Annotated in this window: 15 protein-coding genes and 3 tRNA genes; 5 read left to right on the forward strand and 13 right to left on the reverse strand. The window is 70.0% G+C overall.

The genetic code is table 11. From position 1 onward, the window contains the following. Positions 1-128 precede the first annotated feature (128 nt). Genes ACGLYG10_RS08600 through ACGLYG10_RS08615 form a run of 4 tightly spaced genes read left to right on the forward strand, consistent with a single transcriptional unit; the run spans position 129 to position 3,560 of the window. Entirely contained in the window at positions 129-962 is an 834-nt protein-coding gene (locus ACGLYG10_RS08600) for an amino acid ABC transporter ATP-binding protein (RefSeq protein WP_083565802.1), read from the forward strand. 49 nt (positions 963-1,011) lie between these two features. After that, positions 1,012-1,917 carry a glutamate ABC transporter substrate-binding protein gene (locus ACGLYG10_RS08605; RefSeq protein ID WP_083565803.1) on the forward strand — a complete coding sequence of 302 codons (906 nt, stop codon included), beginning with the start codon at positions 1,012-1,014 and terminating at the stop codon, positions 1,915-1,917. Between the two features lie 36 nt (positions 1,918-1,953). Beyond that, positions 1,954-2,634 carry an amino acid ABC transporter permease gene (locus tag ACGLYG10_RS08610; RefSeq protein WP_073330619.1) on the forward strand — a complete coding sequence of 227 codons (681 nt, stop codon included), beginning with the start codon at positions 1,954-1,956 and terminating at the stop codon, positions 2,632-2,634. Beyond that, the gene (locus tag ACGLYG10_RS08615) at positions 2,631-3,560 is read left to right on the forward strand and encodes an amino acid ABC transporter permease (protein WP_073330622.1); all 930 of its coding nucleotides are present in this window, start codon (positions 2,631-2,633) and stop codon (positions 3,558-3,560) included. The genes ACGLYG10_RS08610 and ACGLYG10_RS08615 overlap by 4 nt, the downstream gene beginning before the upstream one ends. Before the next feature lie 7 nt (positions 3,561-3,567). On the opposite strand, the gene ACGLYG10_RS08620 is transcribed toward ACGLYG10_RS08615, so the two are convergent. Further along, complete coding sequence (locus ACGLYG10_RS08620) at positions 3,568-5,106, reverse strand: NAD(P)/FAD-dependent oxidoreductase (protein WP_073330625.1); 1,539 nt, start codon at positions 5,104-5,106, stop codon at positions 3,568-3,570. Positions 5,107-5,328: 222 nt separating this feature from the next. Between ACGLYG10_RS08620 and ACGLYG10_RS08625 the strand changes: the two genes are divergently transcribed. Next, positions 5,329-6,621: a hypothetical protein gene (locus ACGLYG10_RS08625; protein WP_073330628.1), complete on the forward strand. Its 1,293-nt coding sequence runs from the start codon at positions 5,329-5,331 to the stop codon at positions 6,619-6,621. Between the two features lie 440 nt (positions 6,622-7,061). Here ACGLYG10_RS08625 and ACGLYG10_RS08630 read toward each other — a convergent pair whose 3' ends face one another. From ACGLYG10_RS08630 to ACGLYG10_RS08685, 12 genes are all read right to left on the reverse strand, one after another. Then, the gene (locus tag ACGLYG10_RS08630; RefSeq protein WP_073330631.1) at positions 7,062-7,553 is read right to left on the reverse strand and encodes a regulatory protein RecX; all 492 of its coding nucleotides are present in this window, start codon (positions 7,551-7,553) and stop codon (positions 7,062-7,064) included. Further along, positions 7,553-8,740 (reverse strand): recombinase RecA, encoded by a 1,188-nt coding sequence (recA, locus tag ACGLYG10_RS08635; protein WP_073330634.1) that lies wholly within the window; start codon positions 8,738-8,740, stop codon positions 7,553-7,555. The genes ACGLYG10_RS08630 and recA overlap by 1 nt, the downstream gene beginning before the upstream one ends. Before the next feature lie 207 nt (positions 8,741-8,947). Then, positions 8,948-9,184 (reverse strand): DUF3046 domain-containing protein, encoded by a 237-nt coding sequence (locus ACGLYG10_RS08640; RefSeq protein WP_073330637.1) that lies wholly within the window; start codon positions 9,182-9,184, stop codon positions 8,948-8,950. Positions 9,185-9,412: 228 nt separating this feature from the next. Continuing rightward, a complete protein-coding gene (locus ACGLYG10_RS08645) occupies positions 9,413-9,835 on the reverse strand; it encodes a helix-turn-helix domain-containing protein (protein ID WP_170866493.1) in 423 nt (140 codons plus the stop codon). A gap of 152 nt (positions 9,836-9,987) precedes the next feature. Next, positions 9,988-10,554: a CinA family protein gene (locus ACGLYG10_RS08650; protein ID WP_073330640.1), complete on the reverse strand. Its 567-nt coding sequence runs from the start codon at positions 10,552-10,554 to the stop codon at positions 9,988-9,990. Further along, a complete protein-coding gene (pgsA, locus tag ACGLYG10_RS08655; RefSeq protein WP_073330643.1) occupies positions 10,551-11,168 on the reverse strand; it encodes a CDP-diacylglycerol--glycerol-3-phosphate 3-phosphatidyltransferase in 618 nt (205 codons plus the stop codon). Before pgsA ends, ACGLYG10_RS08650 begins: the two co-directional genes overlap by 4 nt. A gap of 34 nt (positions 11,169-11,202) precedes the next feature. Beyond that, a complete protein-coding gene (locus tag ACGLYG10_RS08660) occupies positions 11,203-13,935 on the reverse strand; it encodes a DNA translocase FtsK (RefSeq protein WP_073330646.1) in 2,733 nt (910 codons plus the stop codon). A gap of 54 nt (positions 13,936-13,989) precedes the next feature. Continuing rightward, positions 13,990-14,904, reverse strand: coding sequence for a PfkB family carbohydrate kinase (locus tag ACGLYG10_RS08665; RefSeq protein ID WP_073331344.1), 915 nt, complete (start codon positions 14,902-14,904; stop codon positions 13,990-13,992). A 47-nt stretch (positions 14,905-14,951) separates the two neighbouring features. Beyond that, positions 14,952-16,586, reverse strand: coding sequence for a ribonuclease J (locus tag ACGLYG10_RS08670; protein WP_073331347.1), 1,635 nt, complete (start codon positions 16,584-16,586; stop codon positions 14,952-14,954). Between the two features lie 288 nt (positions 16,587-16,874). Further along, positions 16,875-16,950 (reverse strand) — tRNA-Glu (locus ACGLYG10_RS08675). 33 nt (positions 16,951-16,983) lie between these two features. Continuing rightward, positions 16,984-17,056 (reverse strand) — tRNA-Glu (locus ACGLYG10_RS08680). Between the two features lie 82 nt (positions 17,057-17,138). After that, positions 17,139-17,210: transfer RNA gene (locus ACGLYG10_RS08685), tRNA-Gln, on the reverse strand. Positions 17,211-18,140 lie beyond the last annotated feature (930 nt).

An 18,140-nucleotide genomic window follows, 5' to 3' on the forward strand; every position in this document is an offset into this window, starting at 1 on the left:
CCAGGCCGCCCCGGGCCTGCGCCTCGGGCCCCAGCCGTGAGATTTGTAACACCAGCGCACAGCGCCTGTTACAGGTTGGAAACATGGTCGGACTATTCCCGACACGGTCGCGGTATGTCATGAGCCGCATGAGCACCTCCCCGTCGCCCGCGCCCAACCGCCCCGCCGACGCCGGCCCCGCCGACGCACTCATCACGGATGCCGCGCCGGCCGCCGCGGGCGGGAACGACGTGCTCGTGGAACTCGTCGGCGTCAACAAGCACTTCGGCGACCTGCACGTGCTCAAGGACATCAACCTGTCGGTCACCCGGCAGGAGGTCGTGGTGGTGCTCGGCCCCTCCGGCTCCGGCAAGTCGACCCTGTGCCGCACCATCAACCGGCTGGAGTCGATCGACTCCGGCACCATCCGCATCGACGGCCAGGAACTGCCGCAGGAGGGCAGGGAGCTCGCCCGGCTGCGCGCCGAGGTCGGCATGGTGTTCCAGTCCTTCAACCTGTTCGCCAACAAGACGATCCTGGACAACGTCACGCTGGGCCCCATCAAGGTGCGGGGCGTCTCCAAGCCGGAGGCCGAGGCGGAGGCACACCGACTGCTGCAGCGCGTGGGGGTGGACTCCCAGGCGAACAAGTTCCCGGCGCAGCTCTCCGGCGGGCAGCAGCAGCGCGTCGCCATCGCGCGCGCCCTGGCGATGCGTCCCAAGGTGATGCTCTTCGATGAGCCCACCTCCGCCCTGGACCCGGAGATGGTCAAGGAGGTCCTCGACGTCATGGCGGAGCTGGCCGCGGAGGGCATGACCATGATCATCGTCACCCACGAGATGGGTTTCGCCCGCCAGGCCGCCGACCGAGTGGTCTTCATGGCCGACGGCGCCATCGTTGAGGAGGCCGCCCCCGACGAGTTCTTCACCAGCCCGCGCACCGAGCGCGCCCAGGACTTCCTGTCCAAACTGATCACCCACTGAAGTCCCGCATCCGCTCACCACTAGCACCGCCCACCGATAGGAGGTCGGCATGCATCCCCTCAACCACTCACGCCGCCGCAGCCCGCGCGATGTGCCCGCACGGCGGCGCCCCCGCTCCCGGCCGGCGCGCCGCGCCCGGGCCGTGCTCGCCGTCCTCCTGGGACTGACCCTGGGCGTCACGGGACTGGCCGCCTGCTCCGGCGGCGACACCTCCGCGCACTCCATCCGCATCGGCATCAAGTTCGACCAGCCCGGCATGGGCCTCAAGGACGGCTCGGAGTACACCGGCTTCGACGTCGACATGGGCCGTGCCATCGCCGCCAAACTGGGCTATCAGGAGGACGAGATCGTGTGGGTGGAGGCCGTCTCCGCCCAGCGAGAGACCATGCTGCGCAACGGGCAGGTGGACATGGTCATCGGCACCTACTCGATCACGGACGCGCGCCGGGAGAAGATCACCTTCGCCGGCCCCTACTTCATCGCCGGGCAGGACCTGCTGGTGCGCTCCGACTCGGACATCTCCGGTCCCGATGACATGGATGGCCACATCCTGTGCTCGGTGGAGGGCTCCACCTCCGCCCAGACGATCCGCGACAACTACTCCACGGGCACCCTCCAGCTGTTCCCCGTACGCTCCTACTCCCAGTGCGTGGAGTTCCTGGCCGCCGGCACCGTCGACGCCGTGACCACCGACAACATCATCCTGGCCGGATTCGCCGCCCAAGACAATTACACGGGCAAGGTGCAGGTGGTCGGCAACGCCTTCTCCGAGGAGCACTACGGCGTCGGTCTGCCCCAGGGGAACCCCGACCGCTGCCTGGCCGTCAACCAGGCGATCACCGACATCATCGCCGAGGGCACCTGGAGCCGGCTGCTTCAGGACAACGTCGGCACCGCCTTCGACCCCGATGCGACCCTCAACCCGCCGACGGTCGACGACTCGCTGTGCGAGTAGGCGGCCCGGAATCGGCAGGAAGGAAAGGAAGAGCCATTGGGTGAGCTGCTATCCCAGTACGACGTCCTCGGCGCGTTCCTCGTCAACATTGAACTGACACTCTTCTCCGCGATCGGCGCCGCCCTGCTCGGCACCATCCTGATGATCATGCGGGTTTGTCCGATGGGCTCGCTGCGTGGCTTCGCCGCGGCCTTCACCAACATCGTCATGAACATCCCGCTGACCCTGATCATCCTGGCCTGCTCGCTGGGGGTGTACGGACAGCTCGGCATCGTCGTCTCGGGCCGTTGGGGCGACCAGTGGCTGGCACGCAACTCCTTCTGGCTGACGGTCATCGGCCTGAGCGTGTACACCGCCACCTTCGTGTGCGAGGCGCTGCGCTCGGGGCTGAACACCGTTCCGCCCGGGCAGGCGGAGGCCGCCCGTGCGATCGGTCTGGGCTTCGGGCAGACCATGGGGTCGATCATCCTGCCGCAGACCCTGCGCGGGGCGGTGGCCCCGCTGGGCAACACCCTGATCGCGTTGGCCAAGAACACCACGGTCGCCTCGGCCGCGGGCGTGTCCCAGGCGGCCTCGGTGATGTCGGACATGTTCGAGTTCTCCCCGCAGCACCTGCTCGCGATCTTCGCCGTCTTCGCGATCGGCTGGACCATCATCGTCCTGCCGATCGGACTGCTCACAACCTCTCTGTCCCGGAAGCTGGCGGTGGCCCGATGAACGACCAGTCCCTCCTGTTCGACCTGCCCGGCCCCCGGGCCCGGCGCCGCGAGCGCATCGGCAACGCGATCGGCATCGTGGTGCTGGTGGCGCTTGGGGCGTGGGTGATCGTCGCCCTGGCCGCCAAGGACCAGTTCACCGCCGCCCGCTGGGCGCCCTTCCTGACCGTCTCCGCCTGGACCGACTACCTGCTGCCGGGCCTGTGGGCGACGCTGCGGGCCGCCGCCGTGGCGCTGGTGGCCGCCTTCGTCTTCGGGGTGGTCTTCGGGCTGGGTCGGCTGGCCGACGCCCGCCCGGTGCGCTGGATCAGCACCGTGGTGGTGGAGTTCTTCCGGGCGGTTCCCGTCCTGGTGCTCATGCTGTTCTTCTACTTCATGTTCTCCCAGGCGTCCTTCGTGCCGGCCACCTCGGCCGCGTTCTGGGGCGTGGTCACGGCCCTGACCCTGTACAACGGGTCGGTGGTGGCCGAGCTGGTTCGCTCCGGCATTCACTCCCTGCCCTCCGGGCAACGTGAGGCGGCCCTGGCGATTGGGCTCACGCCGGCCCGCTCGCGCCGGCTCATCGAGCTGCCGCAGGCACTGGTGGCGATGATGCCGGCCATGATCAGTCAGCTGATCGTGGCCCTGAAGGACACGGCCCTGGGATACATCATCACCTACTCCGAGCTGCTGGCCGCAGGCAGCCTGTTGGGCAGCGCCAAGGCGAACCTGATCCCGTCGCTGATCGTCACGGCCGTCATCTTCGTGGCGCTCAACTTCGGCATGTCCTGGGCGGCGCAACGCCTGGCCGACCGGCTCTCCCGCCGCACCAGCGAGCAGATGAGCACGGTCACCGGTATTGCCACCGCCGCGGACGTGGCCGACGTCCCGACCCCAGCGCTGCCGGTCCCGCCGCGTCCGGAACGCTCGGGACGACGGCCCCGGTAAGGCCTGCCTACTCCGCTGTTTCCTTGGTCGCGTCCGTCTGGGCCCGCGCACGCTGCTGGGCCAGCCGGGCGTCGTGCTCCGCGGCGGCGGCGAAGGCGGCGCCCGGTGCGGCCACCGAACCGAAGCTGGCCAGGTCGCGGCGAAATACGGCGGCGGCGAACCAGTCCATCATGATGCGCACCTTCCGGTTCAGGGTGGGCATGGCGTACACGTGGTAGCCGCGGTGCGCGGTCCAGGCCGGCAGACCGCGCAGGTTATGGCCCAGGATGCGAGCCACCCCCTTGCCGATGCCGAGGGAGGCGACGGTGCCGAGGTTCTCGTGGCGGTAACCGGCCAGCTCCACCGACGCATCGGGGTCGGCCGCGAGCGTGGCGGCCAGATTGTCGGCCAGTACCTTCGCCTGGCGGACGGCGTGCTGGGCGGTGGGGGCACAGGTGGCGGCCGGGTCCTGGCTGGTCAGGTCGGGCACGGCCGCGCAGTCCCCGGCGGCCCAGGCGCCGTCTACGACGACGCCGTCGCGGGCCACCTGCAGGGTGGGCAGGGTGGTGACGCGCCCGCGCCCCTCGATGGGCAGGTCGGAGTCGGCCAGCACCGGGGCGGCCTTGACGCCGGCGGTCCATACGATGGTGTCGGCGTCGAACTCGGTGCCGTCGGACAGGACCACGTGCCCGTCCACGCAGGAGTTGAGGAAGGTGGACAGGCGCACGTCGATGTCGCGCTCGCGCAGCTGCTGCAGGCCGTAGCCGGACAGCTCCTCGGTCAGTTCCGGCAGGATGCGGCGAGTGCCCTCCACCAGCACGAAGTGCACATCGCTCTGCTCGACGCTGGGGATCTTGGCGACGGCGGCCCGGGCCATGTCCTCGAGTTCGGCGATCGCCTCCACGCCGGCGAAGCCGCCGCCCACGAACACGAAGGTCAGTAACCGCCGGCGGCGGTCGTGGTCCCACGTGGAGGCGGCCTCCTCGATATTGGACAGGACGCGATTGCGCAGGGCCAGGGCCTCCTCCACCTGCTTGAAGCCGAGGGCCTGCTCGGCCAGGCCGGGAATCGGCAGGGTGCGGGCCTCGGCGCCCAGGGCCAGCACCAGGTGGTCGTAGGCGAGCTGGTAGGGCTCGGGGACCACGCGCGTGGATTCGGGGGTCGGGGGCGTGATGGTGATGTTGCGGTGGGCGTGGTCGATGCCGGTGACGGAGCCGGTCAGGATCGTGATGCCGTCCAGGCCGCGGCGGTGGGAGGCGACGACGTGGCGCGGCTGGATGGAGCCGGCCGCGACCTCCGGCAGGAAGGGCTGGTAGGTCATGTATGGGCGCGGGTCGACGACGGCGATCTCGACCTCGTCGGTGTTCAGCCGCCGGCGCAGCGCCCGGGCGGTGGTGAAGCCGACGTATCCGCCGCCCGCGATGACCACGCGGGGCGGGCGGTGGCGGCCCTGGTCGACGGCGACGGCGGGCACGTGCGGACGCGGCGAGCGGATGGTGACGGCGAGGGCGGCGCCTGCGGCCGCCAGGCCGGCGGCGCCGAGGGTGATGGCGACGGGACGTCTCATAGGGAAAATGTAAGGGTTGCCTTACGTAAGGAGAAAGCGGCCTCGGCGCCGCTACCCATGATTCGCCTCACACCCGCGCCCAAACGCGCCGATACCAGCACTAGTCACGTGCCGCAATGCCTCCCGCACCTCCGCCAATGTCCGAGCAAATAACGCTTGCGAAACCGTGACGTGGCTGTTTTACTGCCCATTGTCTCAGCCATTGACCCAGGAACTTGAGTGATGCGACTTCGTAGTCTCTCCCGCCGTACGACCGCACTGGTCGCCGTCTCCGCCCTGACCGCCGCGGCGGCATGCTCCTCCCCCACAGCGACGGAGGCCGACTCCTCCGCTGCCGCCTCGCCGAGCCGCGCCACCTACGGCACGCAGGCCCCTTTGGTGGGTAACGCGAATTTCGAGGCGGTAGGCCTGACCGCGACCACGTTCAGTTTCAAGGCCGAATCGGGCACGGTCCGCGCGGACGAGCTCGGAATCACCTACATCGACCCTCGCACAGACGATTCCGCGGACCTGACGGTACGTCGCACCCTGTGGGACGGCACCGAGGCCTGGTCCGCAGCCGTGGCGGTGCCCGACGGCGCCGCCGACATGCAGGCGCGGTTGAGCCTGGACCCGGCAATCGGGGTCGTCTCGGTCTGGTTCTCCGGCCCGGACGCGCCGAGCGAGGACGGCGCCATCATCCTTAGGAACACCGACGCCATGTCCGGTCAGGTCACCTGGCTGGACGTGGAGACCGGTAGGGCCGTCTCCGAGGATCTGATGGTCACCGCCTCCGATCTTGCGGGCGTGTCCGTGCGCACGAATGAGGACTTCGTGGGCGCTATCGTCATGGAGGACGACTCGACGACCTCCGGCGTGCTGCATGTCGACGCCGACCTCACCTTGGCGGGCTTAGCCTGGGGCGACCTGATCTCGGCTGAGGGCGACTTCCAATTGAGCGGCGTATCCCAGTGGAACAGCGTGCCTTTGTTCACACTCGTCGACAAGAATGACGGCAGCAACAACATCGTGCAGCTCGGCTCCACCGAGCTGCTGACCGCCGACAGTGACGCCATCCGGTTCATCCCCGGCCCCACGCACCTGGGTCTGAAGCACGATGAGGACCTGTGGCTGGTGGATGAGACGGGCGCCGTCGTCGAGGTCGACACCAGCGCCTGCGAGCTGGGCAACAACCACCAGTACCCGACAATCTCCGACACGGCACTGTATGCCGGCCTCGCTCGCGTCACCCTCGGCGACATGTCCGTGGAGTGCCTGGCAGACATCGCCCCCACCCCGGACGCCGAGATCGTCGGGGAGTTCTCCGACGGCAACCTGCTGCTCGCATCAGCCCTGTCCAACGCGCAGGTGCGCGGCACCTGGCTGGTTCCGGCCGACCGTTCCGAGGCCGTGGAACTGGACAGCCTCGGCCCGGTTGAGGTGCACTCGGACCACGTCGTCAACATCGTGGACGGCTCCGAGAGCACGTTCGTGGACGTCTACGACTACCGCGATCTGCTGCCGGCGCAGCAGTGACGTCGACCGCAGAGCACGGCCGGGCAGGACTAGGCACCAGGGCTAGGTCGTGTTGTGTGAGTCGTTTGTGCTGGTGGGGCGGTGCTGGCGATGTGGGTGGTGGTCTGGTAGCGGATGGCGAGTTCGTCGTATCTGGTGGCTACGGGGCCCCAGTTTGAGTGGGCTGTGTGCGCCCGTCGAAGGGGGCGAGTGGGTCTTGCACCGCCCCGGTTGGACCGCCCACGCCCCGTTGGACCGCCCACGCCCCGTTGGACCGCTGTAACCGGCGGCTACGGCGGTCCAACCGGGGAACAGGGGTCCAACGGGGGAACAGGGGTCCAACTGACCGGCTCAACAGCCACGCACACCGCCACCCAAGCACTTACACAACAGGACCTAGACCGCCCCAGTCGGTCCCGGGCAGGGCCTCCGCTTCGGTGCTCGGCGGGGCGACGCCGGAGTTACTCCTCCGCCAGGGCCCGCTCGACCGCGCCCGCGGCCACGGAGGCGGAGTAGCCCTTGCGTCCCAGCGCGGCCAGGGCCCGCCGACGGCGCACGGTCGGCTCCAGGCCCCGGCTGACCGCCAGCCGTTTGCGCGCCAGCGCCAGGGCGGCAGCGGCCTCGTCCTCGCCGTCGATCTGCTCCAGGGCGGCACGGATGTGCCCCTCCCCCAGCCCCTTGCGACGCAGCTCCTCCGCGATGGCGCGGCGGGCCGCGCCCTTCTCCGCAAAGCGGGTGCGTGCCAGGCGGGCGGCATAGGCGGCGTCGTCGATCACGCCGGCGGCCTCCAGGCGATCCAGCACCTCCTGGGCAACGACGGGATCAACCTCCTTGCGCTCCAGCAGCTGGGCCAGGGCGGCGCGTGGGGCGGCGGAGCGGTCGAGGCGGCGCAGGACGATGTCCCTGGCCGCCTCGACCTGCTCGGTGTGGGCGTCCGGGGTGAGCCAGGGCATCAGAAGCCGCCGGCGTCCTCACCGAACATGGCGTCGGCCTCTTCCGCCGCGGCCGCCTTCGACTTGCGCCCGCCGGACTTCGCACCGGCGCCCTTCGCGGCGGTCTTCGCGCCCGCCGGGGCGGTGGCGGCGGCCTTCTCCGCCTCCTCCTGCGCGGCGGCCTCGCGGGCCTCACGGCCGGGCTCCCCGATGCCGAGGGTGGCCAGGATCTTGTGCTCGATCTCATCGGCCAACTCGGGGTTGTCCTTCAGGAAGGCACGGGCGTTCTCCTTGCCCTGCCCCAGCTGGTCGGTGCCGTAGGTGAACCAGGCGCCGGACTTGCGCACAATGCCGTTCTCCACGCCCAGGTCGATGATGCCGCCCTCGCGGGAGATGCCCTGGCCGTAGAGGATGTCGAACTCGGCCTGCTTGAAGGGCGGGGCCATCTTGTTCTTGACGACCTTGGCGCGGGTGCGGTTGCCGACCGGCTGGTCGCCGTCCTTGAGGGTCTGGATGCGGCGTACGTCGATGCGCACGGAGGCGTAGAACTTCAGGGCCTTGCCGCCGGTGGTGGTCTCGGGGTTACCGAAGAAGACGCCGATCTTCTCGCGCAGCTGGTTGATGAAGATGGCGGTGGTGCCGGTGGAGGACAGGGCGCCGGTGATCTTGCGCAGCGCCTGACTCATCAGCCGCGCCTGCAGACCGACATGGGAGTCACCCATCTCCCCTTCGATCTCCGCCTTGGGCACGAGGGCGGCGACGGAGTCGATGACGATGATGTCCAGCCCGCCGGAGCGGATCAGCATGTCCGCGATCTCCAGGGCCTGCTCGCCGGTATCCGGCTGGGAGACCAGCAGGTTGTCGGTGTCCACGCCCAGGGCCTTGGCGTACACCGGGTCCAGGGCGTGCTCGGCGTCGATGAAGGCGGCGTTGCCGCCGGCCTTCTGGGCGCTGGCGACGGCGTGCAGCGCCACGGTGGTCTTACCGGAGGATTCGGGACCATAGATCTCCACGATGCGGCCGCGGGGCAGCCCGCCGATGCCCAGGGCGACGTCGAGGGCGACGGAGCCGGTGGGGATCACGGAGACGGGCGGGCGGACGTCGTCGCCGAGCCGCATGACCGAGCCCTTGCCGAAGGACTTGTCGATCTGGGCCAGGGCTGTGGCCAGAGCCTTGGAGCGGTCCTGTGTCTGAGTTGCGGTGGGCATTGGTATTCCTCTGTTCTAATGCGGCTCGCCGCCGCGGCGGATACGGCTGGTCCTGGTTGCGGAAGCCCCTCGCCGGGGCTCGCGAACGACGTTATGCCGGACCACTGACATGAATCAGCACCCCTCCGCGACCGCTGTGGCCGCGGGGTGCACGAACGTCGCCTGTGGACCACAGTAGGCGAACAGTTGTTCGAATGCGAGCGGTGCTCACCGCGTGTCGCGGCGGCGCCGACGCGGGTCGTCGCGGAATACCCAGCGGTCCGCCTCACTGCGGTCGGTGTCATCGCACAGGGCGTGCCAGACATCGCGCGGCGGCACGCCGGCCTCAAGGGCCTCCACGCTGGTGCGGCCGATACCGGAGAGCACCAGGTCCTGCGCCAGCGAGCGCCCGTAGGCGGAGCCGAACACGGTGTCGACGGCGCGCCAGAACTCTGAATGTTTCATGCGGCTCCTAGAGGTCGAGTGGGCGGCTTCGCACCGCCGGGATGGACATGGGCGGGCGCCGTCGGCGCGGCACCGACAACGCCCCTGCGGGCGGATCGCGGCGTGGACAGTGCCGTGGGCAGTATGGCGCAGGGCCGGCTCCGGGACGCAATCGTGCCCGGGAGGGGCCGCCGCAGCGGCCCACAACCGGGCACGATGTGAAGACGTAGGCGTTCCGCCGGAACGGGTTCAGCGCAGCGTCAGACCCTGTTGGCGGACCAGCTCGTCGGGGACGGTGTCGGGTACGACCACGCCCTCGGCGATGGCGATACGGTCGGAGACCTCACGCAGCACCGCGGACAGCGGGGCGTCGAGGGCCTGGCAGATCGAGGCCAGCAGTTCGGAGGAGGCTTCCTTCTGACCGCGTTCGACCTCGGAGAGGTAGCCGAGCGAGACACGGGCCTGGCTCGAGACCTCACGCAGGGTACGTCCCTGGTGCTGACGCACCGAGCGCAGTACCTCGCCGATCTCGCGGCGCAGAAGGATGTTCTCGTGCTTGTTCGTCGCGTTGTCCACGGCGGTGCCATGCCCCGCCGCGGGTGCTTGCCGCATCGGTGCGCGGCCCGCCGGGCGTGCGGGACGGGTGGTGCGGGGGTGAGTCACGTTGTTCATCGTGTGGCACAACCATTCGTGTGGCGGTTTCATTCCCGCCTCCGGCGGGTCCTCCCCCGGCGGCGTTGAGACGATCCTTCCCGACAAATCTGGAAGAAGCCTGGGGGTTCCGTCGGTAAGACCCAGGTTATCCGGCCGTCGGTTCGCCCGCGCTACTCGACGGCGTCCGCGCCGGGCGGCGGGGCGGCCTCGAGCAGCGCGCCCGCCAGGGCCAGCACCGCGGTGGTGGCGCCGTCACGCACCGCATCCCGGTCACCGGACAGGTGCAGCTCGCGCGCCAGCGTCCCCCAGGGTGAGGCGACGGCCACATGCACGGTGCCGGCCGGGTGTCCGTCGGCCGCGCCCGGCCCGGCCACCCCGGTGGTGGCCAGGCCCAGGTCGGTGCCCATGAGCCGGGCCACGCCCGCGGCCATCTGCTTGGCCACCTCGCCGTCGACCGGCCCGGTTGCGGCCAGGCGGGCGGCATCCACCCCCAGGACCTGCTCCTTGATGCGGGTGGCGTAGGCGACGACGGCGCCGACGACGACGGCCGAGGCCCCGGGCACGCTCACCAGCGTGGAGGCGACCTGGCCGCCGGTGAGCGACTCGGCGACCGACAGTGTCAGACCGCGTTCCTCCGCCTTGGCCAGCAGGAAGCGCGCCGCCTCCACCAGGGTGCTGTGATCGCCGTCGGGAGCGGAGGCCGCGGTGGTGTTCTGGTCGGCGGGGGTGGCGCTCATGCGGGCTCCTCCCCACGTGCGATGCGGCGGGCCTGCAGCACGTAATCCACGCCAGTGACCACGGTGACCACCAGGGCGGCACCGATGGCGGCGTAGGCGAGGGCCACCAGCACATTGGCGAACCCATCCGGCAGGAACATCGTCCAGGGCAGGAGCAGCCCGATGATGCCGGTCATCTGCAGCGTGGTCTTGAGTTTGCCGCCGCGGGAGGCGGCCATGACGGCGCGGCGCAGCATCACGAATCGCATGACGGTGATGCCCAACTCGCGCACCACGATGATGATCGTCACCCACCACCACAGGTGCCCGGCCACGGACAGCAGGATGAATGCGGACAGGGTCAGCGCCTTGTCGGCGATGGGGTCGGCGATCTTCCCGAAGCTGGTGATCAGGCCCCGGGAGCGGGCCAGCTGACCGTCCAGCTTGTCCGTTATCGCCGCCACGACGAACACGATCGTGGCCGCCAGCCGCATGCCGTCACCCGGCTGGAGCATCAGCCAGATGAAGACGGGGACCAGGATCAGCCGCAGCACCGTCAAGACGTTGGCGATGTTCAACAATGGGGGCGCGCTCGCCTGCGGGGCGGTGGCCGGTTCGCCGGGTGTGGTGTTCATCGCCCTCCAGCCTAGATGATCCCCGCCGCACACCTCACCAGGAGGCGCCGCGGCCGGTCAGGCTCCAGGCGTCCTCGGAGTCCTCCTCGGCGGCCAGGTCGTCCCAGGACTCCGACTCGCTCAGGCCCCGGTCGGCCTCCAGGGGGTCGGAGCCGTAGCGGTCGGTGGGCAGCGTCGTCGTCGTGGCGTCGGCGCTGCCGTCAGCGTCCGCGGCGGGCGCGGCCGCCTCCGCATCCGCCTCGCCGCCGGGGGCGGCGCCCTCGCCCTTGATCCAGGCGAGGGTCTCCTCCAGCTGCTCGGGCTGGACCAGCACCTCGCGGGCCTTGGAGCCCTCCGAGGGCCCCACCACCTCGCGGGTCTCGAGCAGGTCCATGAGTCGGCCGGCCTTGGCGAAGCCGACTCGCAGCTTGCGCTGAAGCATGGAGGTGGAGCCGAACTGGCTGGTGATGATCAGCTCGGCGGCCTGCAGCAGCAGGTCCATGTCGTCGCCGATCTCCTCGTCGATCTGCTTCTTGACCTCCGGGACGATCACGTCCTCGCGGTAGTCGGGCTGCAACTGCCCCTTGACGTGCTCGACGACCGCGCGGATCTCCGACTCGGTCACCCAGGAGCCCTGCACGCGCACCGGGGTGGAGGCACCCGGACCGAGGTAGAGGGCGTCACCCTGGCCGGTGAGGGTCTCGGCGCCGTTCTGGTCCAGGATGACGCGCGAGTCGAGGTGGGAGGCGGTGGCGAAGGCCAGGCGGGAGGGCACGTTGGACTTGATCAGTCCGGTGACCACCTGGGCGACGGGCCGCTGCGTGGCCAGCACCAGGTGGATACCGGCGGCGCGGGCCAGCTGGGTGATGCGCTGGATGGAGGCCTCGACGTCCTTGGGCGCGGTCATCATCAGGTCCGCCAACTCGTCGACCACCACCAGCAGGTAGGGGTAGGGGGCGATCACCCGTTGGGATCCGGGCAGGGGCTGCACCTCGCCGGCGCGCACCGCCTTGTTGAAGTCGTCGATGTGCTTGAAGCCGAAGGAGGCCAGGTCGTCGTAGCGGGCGTCCATCTCCCGCACCACCCACTCCAGGGCCTCGGCGGCCTTCTTCGGGGAGGTGATGATCGGGGTGATCAGGTGCGGGATGCCCTCGTAGATGGTCAGTTCCACGCGCTTGGGGTCCACCAGCACCATGCGGACCTCCTCCGGTGTGGCCCGCATCATGATGGAGGTGATCATGGAGTTGACGAAGGAGGACTTACCGGAGCCGGTCTGCCCTGCGACCAGCAGGTGCGGGGTCTTGGCCAGGTTGGTGACCACGTAGTCGCCCTCGACGTCCTTGCCCAGGCCCACCACCAGCGGGTGGGTCTGCTTCTTGGCGGCCTGGGAGCGCAGCACGTCGCCGAGCTTGACCATCTCGCGGTCGGAGTTGGGGATCTCCACGCCGATGGCGCTCTTGCCGGGGATGGGCGTGAGCAGGCGGATCTCGTCGGAGCCGACCGCGTAGGCGATGTTCTTCTCCTGGCTGGTGACCCGGGAGACGTTCACGCCGCGCCCCAGGTGGACCTCGTAGCGGGTCACCTGTGGGCCGCGCGTGTAGCCGGTGACGGTGGCGTCCACGCCGAACTCGGTGAACACGTCCTGCAGCTTGTTGACGATGGCGTCGTTGGCGTCGGTGCGGGTGGCGTGTCCGTGGCCGGGCTCGAGCAGGGACTCGTCGGGCAGGCGGTAGGTGGAGCCGTCGGGCAGCTGCATCTGCCCCAGGGCGATGGCGTCGGCGAAGTCCTGTTCGTCCTGTTCGGCGACGGCGGGGGTCTCCTGGGTGACGGCGTCGGGCTCACTCCGGGGCGCGGGGACGGCATTCGGCTTGGAGCCGGCGGACTTCGCGGACTTGCCGGACTTGCTGTTGCCCTTGGCGGCCTTGACCGCCTTGGGCCGGCGTGCGGGGGCGGCGGGGACGTCGTCGTCCAGGGGCACGTCGACGGGCGGATCGGGCAGCACGCTGGTGGCGGAGTCGTCGCCGGCCAGCGTCGGCGCGGCGGGCAGCTCGGCGGGGGCGCTGGTGCGCTTGCGCCGCCCGCTGCCACGCGGGCGCTTGTCGGTCTCGATGGCGCTGCGGAAGGCCTCGTCGCCGTCGTATGCGTCCAAGCGGGTGGTGGGGGCCTCCTCGTCCGCACCGGCGACGGCGCGGCGCACCCGCCCCAGGGTGCGAGTGGCGAGGTTGGGGGCGGTCTGGCCGGCGTCGTCGACGCCGGCGCGGCGTTCGTTCAGGCGCTCACGGATCTCCGCGACCGTCTTGCCGGAAATGACCAGGGCGGAGAAGACGATCAGCAGGACGAACAGGATCACCGCGCCGACCGCACTGAACAGGGTGGCCAGCGGGTAGCCGACCACCCAGCCGAGCAGGCCGCCGGCCTGCTCCAGGGGGGCGATCCCGTGGTCGAGGGCGGGGTTGCCGGAGGTCACGTGGATGATGCCGGCCACACCGGTGAGCACCCCCAGGCAGCCGACCGCCACGCGCACGGGCGTGCCGGCGAAGCTGCGGGCACGCAGCATGGCCACGCCCAGGACCGCCAGCAGCACGGGCACGGCGATTCCGAGCACGCCCAGCGGCCCGGCGGCGATGTGGTGCAGCACGCCGCCGGCGGCGCCGGAGATGCCGAACCACTCGCGCAGTCCGATCACGACGGCGAGCGCCAGCACGACGAACGCCCAGCCGGTACGGCGGTAGCGTCCGCCGGCGGGCTGAGCGGGGGGCGGCGAAGTCTTGGTGCGAGAATTGGCCATGGTGTCGTTAACGCTACCCGTGCGCTCGGCGGGCGGCGGGCCTGCCACGCCGGGCTAGGCGCGCAGGAACGCGTCTATCTCGTCTCGCCGCGGGGCGCGGGCCGGCCCGACCCGGCTGACGGCCTCAGCGGCGGCGGCGTTGGCCCGGCGGGCGGCGGCGACGACGTCGAGCCCGTCCATGAGGCCGACCACCAGCACGCCCGTGTGGGTGTCGCCGGCGCCGGTGGTGTCCACCACGTCGCGGGCAAACCCGGGCACCTCGATGCGGTCGCCGCCCACGGGCCACATGACGCAGCCGTGCACGCCGGTGCGACGCACCAGCAGGCCGTCGGGGCAGGCACGGCGCAGCGCCTCGGGGCTGCCCAGGCGGGCGGTCAGCTGGGTGGTTTCGAAGTGATTCCCGGTCAGCAGGGTGGTGCGGCGCAGGACGGGCAACAGCACGTGGTCGGGGATCTCCGGCTGCACGGGGCCGAGGTCGACGACCAGCCCGACGTCTTCGGGCAGACTCAGCAGCCAGGAGGTGAGCACGTCCCGGCTGGAGCGGTGCACCAGGTCGTAGCCGGTGGCGTAAACCCAGTCGCCCTCGCGCAGCTCGATGCGTTGCAGGTCCTCCAGCTGGGGTTCGGCCTCCACCCCCTCGGTGGTGATGAAGGTGCGCCTCCCGCTGGGCTCGATCAGGGTGGTGCAGGTGCCGATGTCGCCCACCAACTCGTCCACCAGCAGTTCCACGCCGTCGTGCATCATCGTCTCGCGCACCTGGGCGGAGTTGGGGCCGGTGCCCAGGGTGGCGGCCAGGGCGGCGGGCAGCCCCTGGCGCGCGACGGCGGAGACGACCGTGTAGCCGCCGCCGACCGTGGGGCCGGACGAGGTGGCGGTGACGGCGCCGCCCGGCGCGGGGACGCGCTCGACGTGCAGCGGCAGGTCGATCAGCACGGAGCCGGTGGAGATGAAGCAGGCGGGGCGGCGCATGGCCCGCTGACCGTCGCCCTGGTTGATCAGGGTGCTGCGGAGCGCGCTCATGCTTCGATGACCACCGGGACGATCATGGGCCGGCGCCGCAGCCGGCGGCCGATCCACCGGCCCAGGGTGCGGCGCATGGCCTGTTGGAGGGAGTGGGCGTCGGCGTTGCCCTTGTCCAGGGCATCGGCGAGCGCGTTGGTGACGTCGGGCAGGACCTCGTCGAACACGGAGTCGTCCTCCGCCACGCCCCGCGCCTGAATGTCCGGGCCGGCCAGGATCGTGCCGGTGGAGGTCTCGACGACGGCGTAGACGGACACGAAGCCCTCCTCGGCGAGGATGCGCCGGTCCTTGAGCTCGGTCTCGTCGATCTCGCCGACCGAGGAGCCGTCCACGTAGACGTAGCCGCAGGGCACGGAGCCGGCGATGCGGGCCTTGCCGTCGACCAGGTCGACCACGACGCCGTCCTCGCACAGCATCACCCGCTTGGGGTCGACGCCGGTCTTGACCGCCAGGGCCCCGTTGGCCACCAGGTGGCGGATCTCGCCGTGAATCGGCATGACATTGCGGGGGCCGACGATGTTGTACACGTGCAGCAGTTCCTCGGAGGAGGCGTGGCCGGACACGTGCACCTTGGCGTTGCCCTGGTGGACCACGCGGGCCCCCAGGCGCATGAGCTGATTGATGACCCGATATACGGAGTTCTCGTTGCCGGGAATCAGGGAGGAGGCGAAGATCACCGTGTCTCCGGGCTCCACGGTGACGGAGCGGTGCTCGCCGTGGGCCATGCGGGACAGGGCGGCCATGGGCTCGCCCTGGGAACCGGTGACCATCAGCACGCGTTCCTCGGGCGGCAGGGAGCTGAGGTCGCGGGCGTTGACCAGCACCCCCTCGGGTACCTTCAGGTAGCCGCGCTCGGCGGCGATGCCCATGTTGCGCACCATGGAGCGGCCGATGAAGGCGACGCGGCGGCCGTGCAGGGCGGCGGCGTCGAGCACCTGCTGGACGCGATGCACGTGGCTGGCGAAGGAGGCGACGATGATCTGCTGCTCGGAGTCGGCGAAGACGCCGTCCAGGACCGGGCCGATCTGGTTCTCATGGCCGATCATGCCGGGGACCTCGGCGTTGGTGGAATCCACGCAGAACAGGTCCACGCCCTCGTCGCCGAAGCGGGCGAAGGAGCGCAGGTCGGTGATGCGCCCGTCGATGGGCAGGGAGTCGATCTTGAAGTCTCCGGTAATCAGCACCGAGCCGGCGTCGGTGCGGATCATCGCCGCCATGGCGTCCGGAATGGAGTGGTTGACGGCCACGAACTCCAGGTCGAAGGGCCCGTAGGAGACCTCCTCGTGTTCGGAGACCACGCGCAGCACCGGGTGGATGCGGTGCTCGGAGAGCTTGGCCGCCACGAAGGCGAGGGTGAGGTCGGAACCGATCAGGGGAATGTCCTCGCGCAGACGCAGCAGGTAGGGCACGCCGCCGATGTGGTCCTCGTGGCCGTGGGTGAGCACCATGGCGACCACGTCGTCGAGGCGGTCCTCGATGTAGGTGAAGTCGGGCAGGATCAGGTCGACGCCGGGCTGGTCCTCCTCGGGGAAGAGCACGCCGCAGTCGACGATGAGCAGCTTGCCGTCGACCTCGAAGACGGTCATGTTGCGCCCGACCTCGCCGAGGCCACCCAGGGGGGTGATGCGCATCGCTCCGTCCTGGAGCGGGCCGGGGGCGCTGAGCTTGGGGAAGTTGGTCACGGCGGCGAGTGTAGCCACTCGCCCGGCCGGGGTGAGCCATCGGGGGCCTCCCGCACGGAGTTGTCGGGGTGTCGGTGCCGGATGCGGGGGCGCCCGCCGCGCCAAGGCCCTGCGCCGCAGGGCTTGGTTATCGCCGGTATTGCGTGGAGGATAAACAAAAAACCGGCCACGTGGGCCGGGTCGGGAACGGCACCGACCTCGGGAGCTTGACTTCCGGAGGGGATCCTCGGCGCTCGGTGGTACCCCGTGCCGGATTTGAACCGGCGCTGCCGCCGTGAGAGGGCGGTGTCCTGGGCCGCTAGACGAACGGGGCCTGCCAACTGACTCCGCGAGGAGCCGTGGCTCGTACCCCGTGCCGGATTTGAACCGGCGCTGCCGCCGTGAGAGGGCGGTGTCCTGGGCCGCTAGACGAACGGGGCGTGCGTATTGAATTGTTCGAGGTACTGAGGCCGTACTCTGCCCATCAATACGATGGGCTGGTTGGCGGCTTTCAGCACTCGGCTGGGGTACCAGGACTCGAACCTAGAATGGATGAACCAGAATCACCTGTGTTGCCAATTACACCATACCCCAAGAGATTGGTGCACCCGCGCGGCTTACGCCCGGGCAGCGATCGGTAATCTACACGGCCTCCCCGCCAACGCCAAGTCAGATCGCCGTGAGTGCAGCCACACCCTGTGCGTGCGCCCCGCCCCGGCCCGGACCTGTTCGCCACCACGGCGGGCAGCCACGCCCAGCGCGTGCGCCCCGCCCCGGGTCACAGCGTCCGGTGCGTAGTCCATGGCGCCACACCGCGCCGGGTCACAGCGTCCGGTACGTAGTCCATGGCGCCACACCGCCCCGGCGCCCGCCCGCACGCACACGTGTTTGGCTCATGAACACGAGTTTTAGAGGTTTGCAGGCGCTGTACACGTGCAAACCTCTAAAACTCGTGTCAATGCCGAGAACTCGTGTATGTCGACTACGGGCCGGAGCATCGGCCGGTCGCCGGTCTCTTCACCGGCGTCCACAGGTGCGGTTCGTGCACCCCTTGTCCACAGAACTCGCCGCCCCTGGTGGCACTGCGCACACCCCGACCGCAGGATCGGCGCATGGACGCTTATCCGACGCCGCCGTCTCTCCCACCGGTCATCCTGTCGGCGGTAAGTAACTTGCCACATCTGCCGAGCCGCCCCGGCCTCATGCGCCTCATGCGTGGCGTGTACTTCAGCCCCTCCGAACAGGCCGAGGTGTGGCGGCAAAAACGCGAGGTCAGCCTGGCGCGTTGTCGGGGCGCATGGGAGACGCGCCGATCCGCCACTGCCCTCACTCACGAGTCCGCCGCGCTGGTACACGGTCTGTGGGTGCGCGATGCCGAACCAGATGTTTGGACCGCCGTTCCCAGACGTCCCTCGGCACCTACCATCGTCCTGCCTGCGATGGAATTCCGCCGCGGAAGAACTCCCCGCCTAGCGCCGAGGGGTGCAGCTGTGCGAGCGGTGCACCTGCGCAGACGCAGACTGC

Source organism: Actinomyces glycerinitolerans (assembly GCF_900098745.1).
GTDB lineage: Bacteria > Actinomycetota > Actinomycetes > Actinomycetales > Actinomycetaceae > Actinomyces > Actinomyces glycerinitolerans.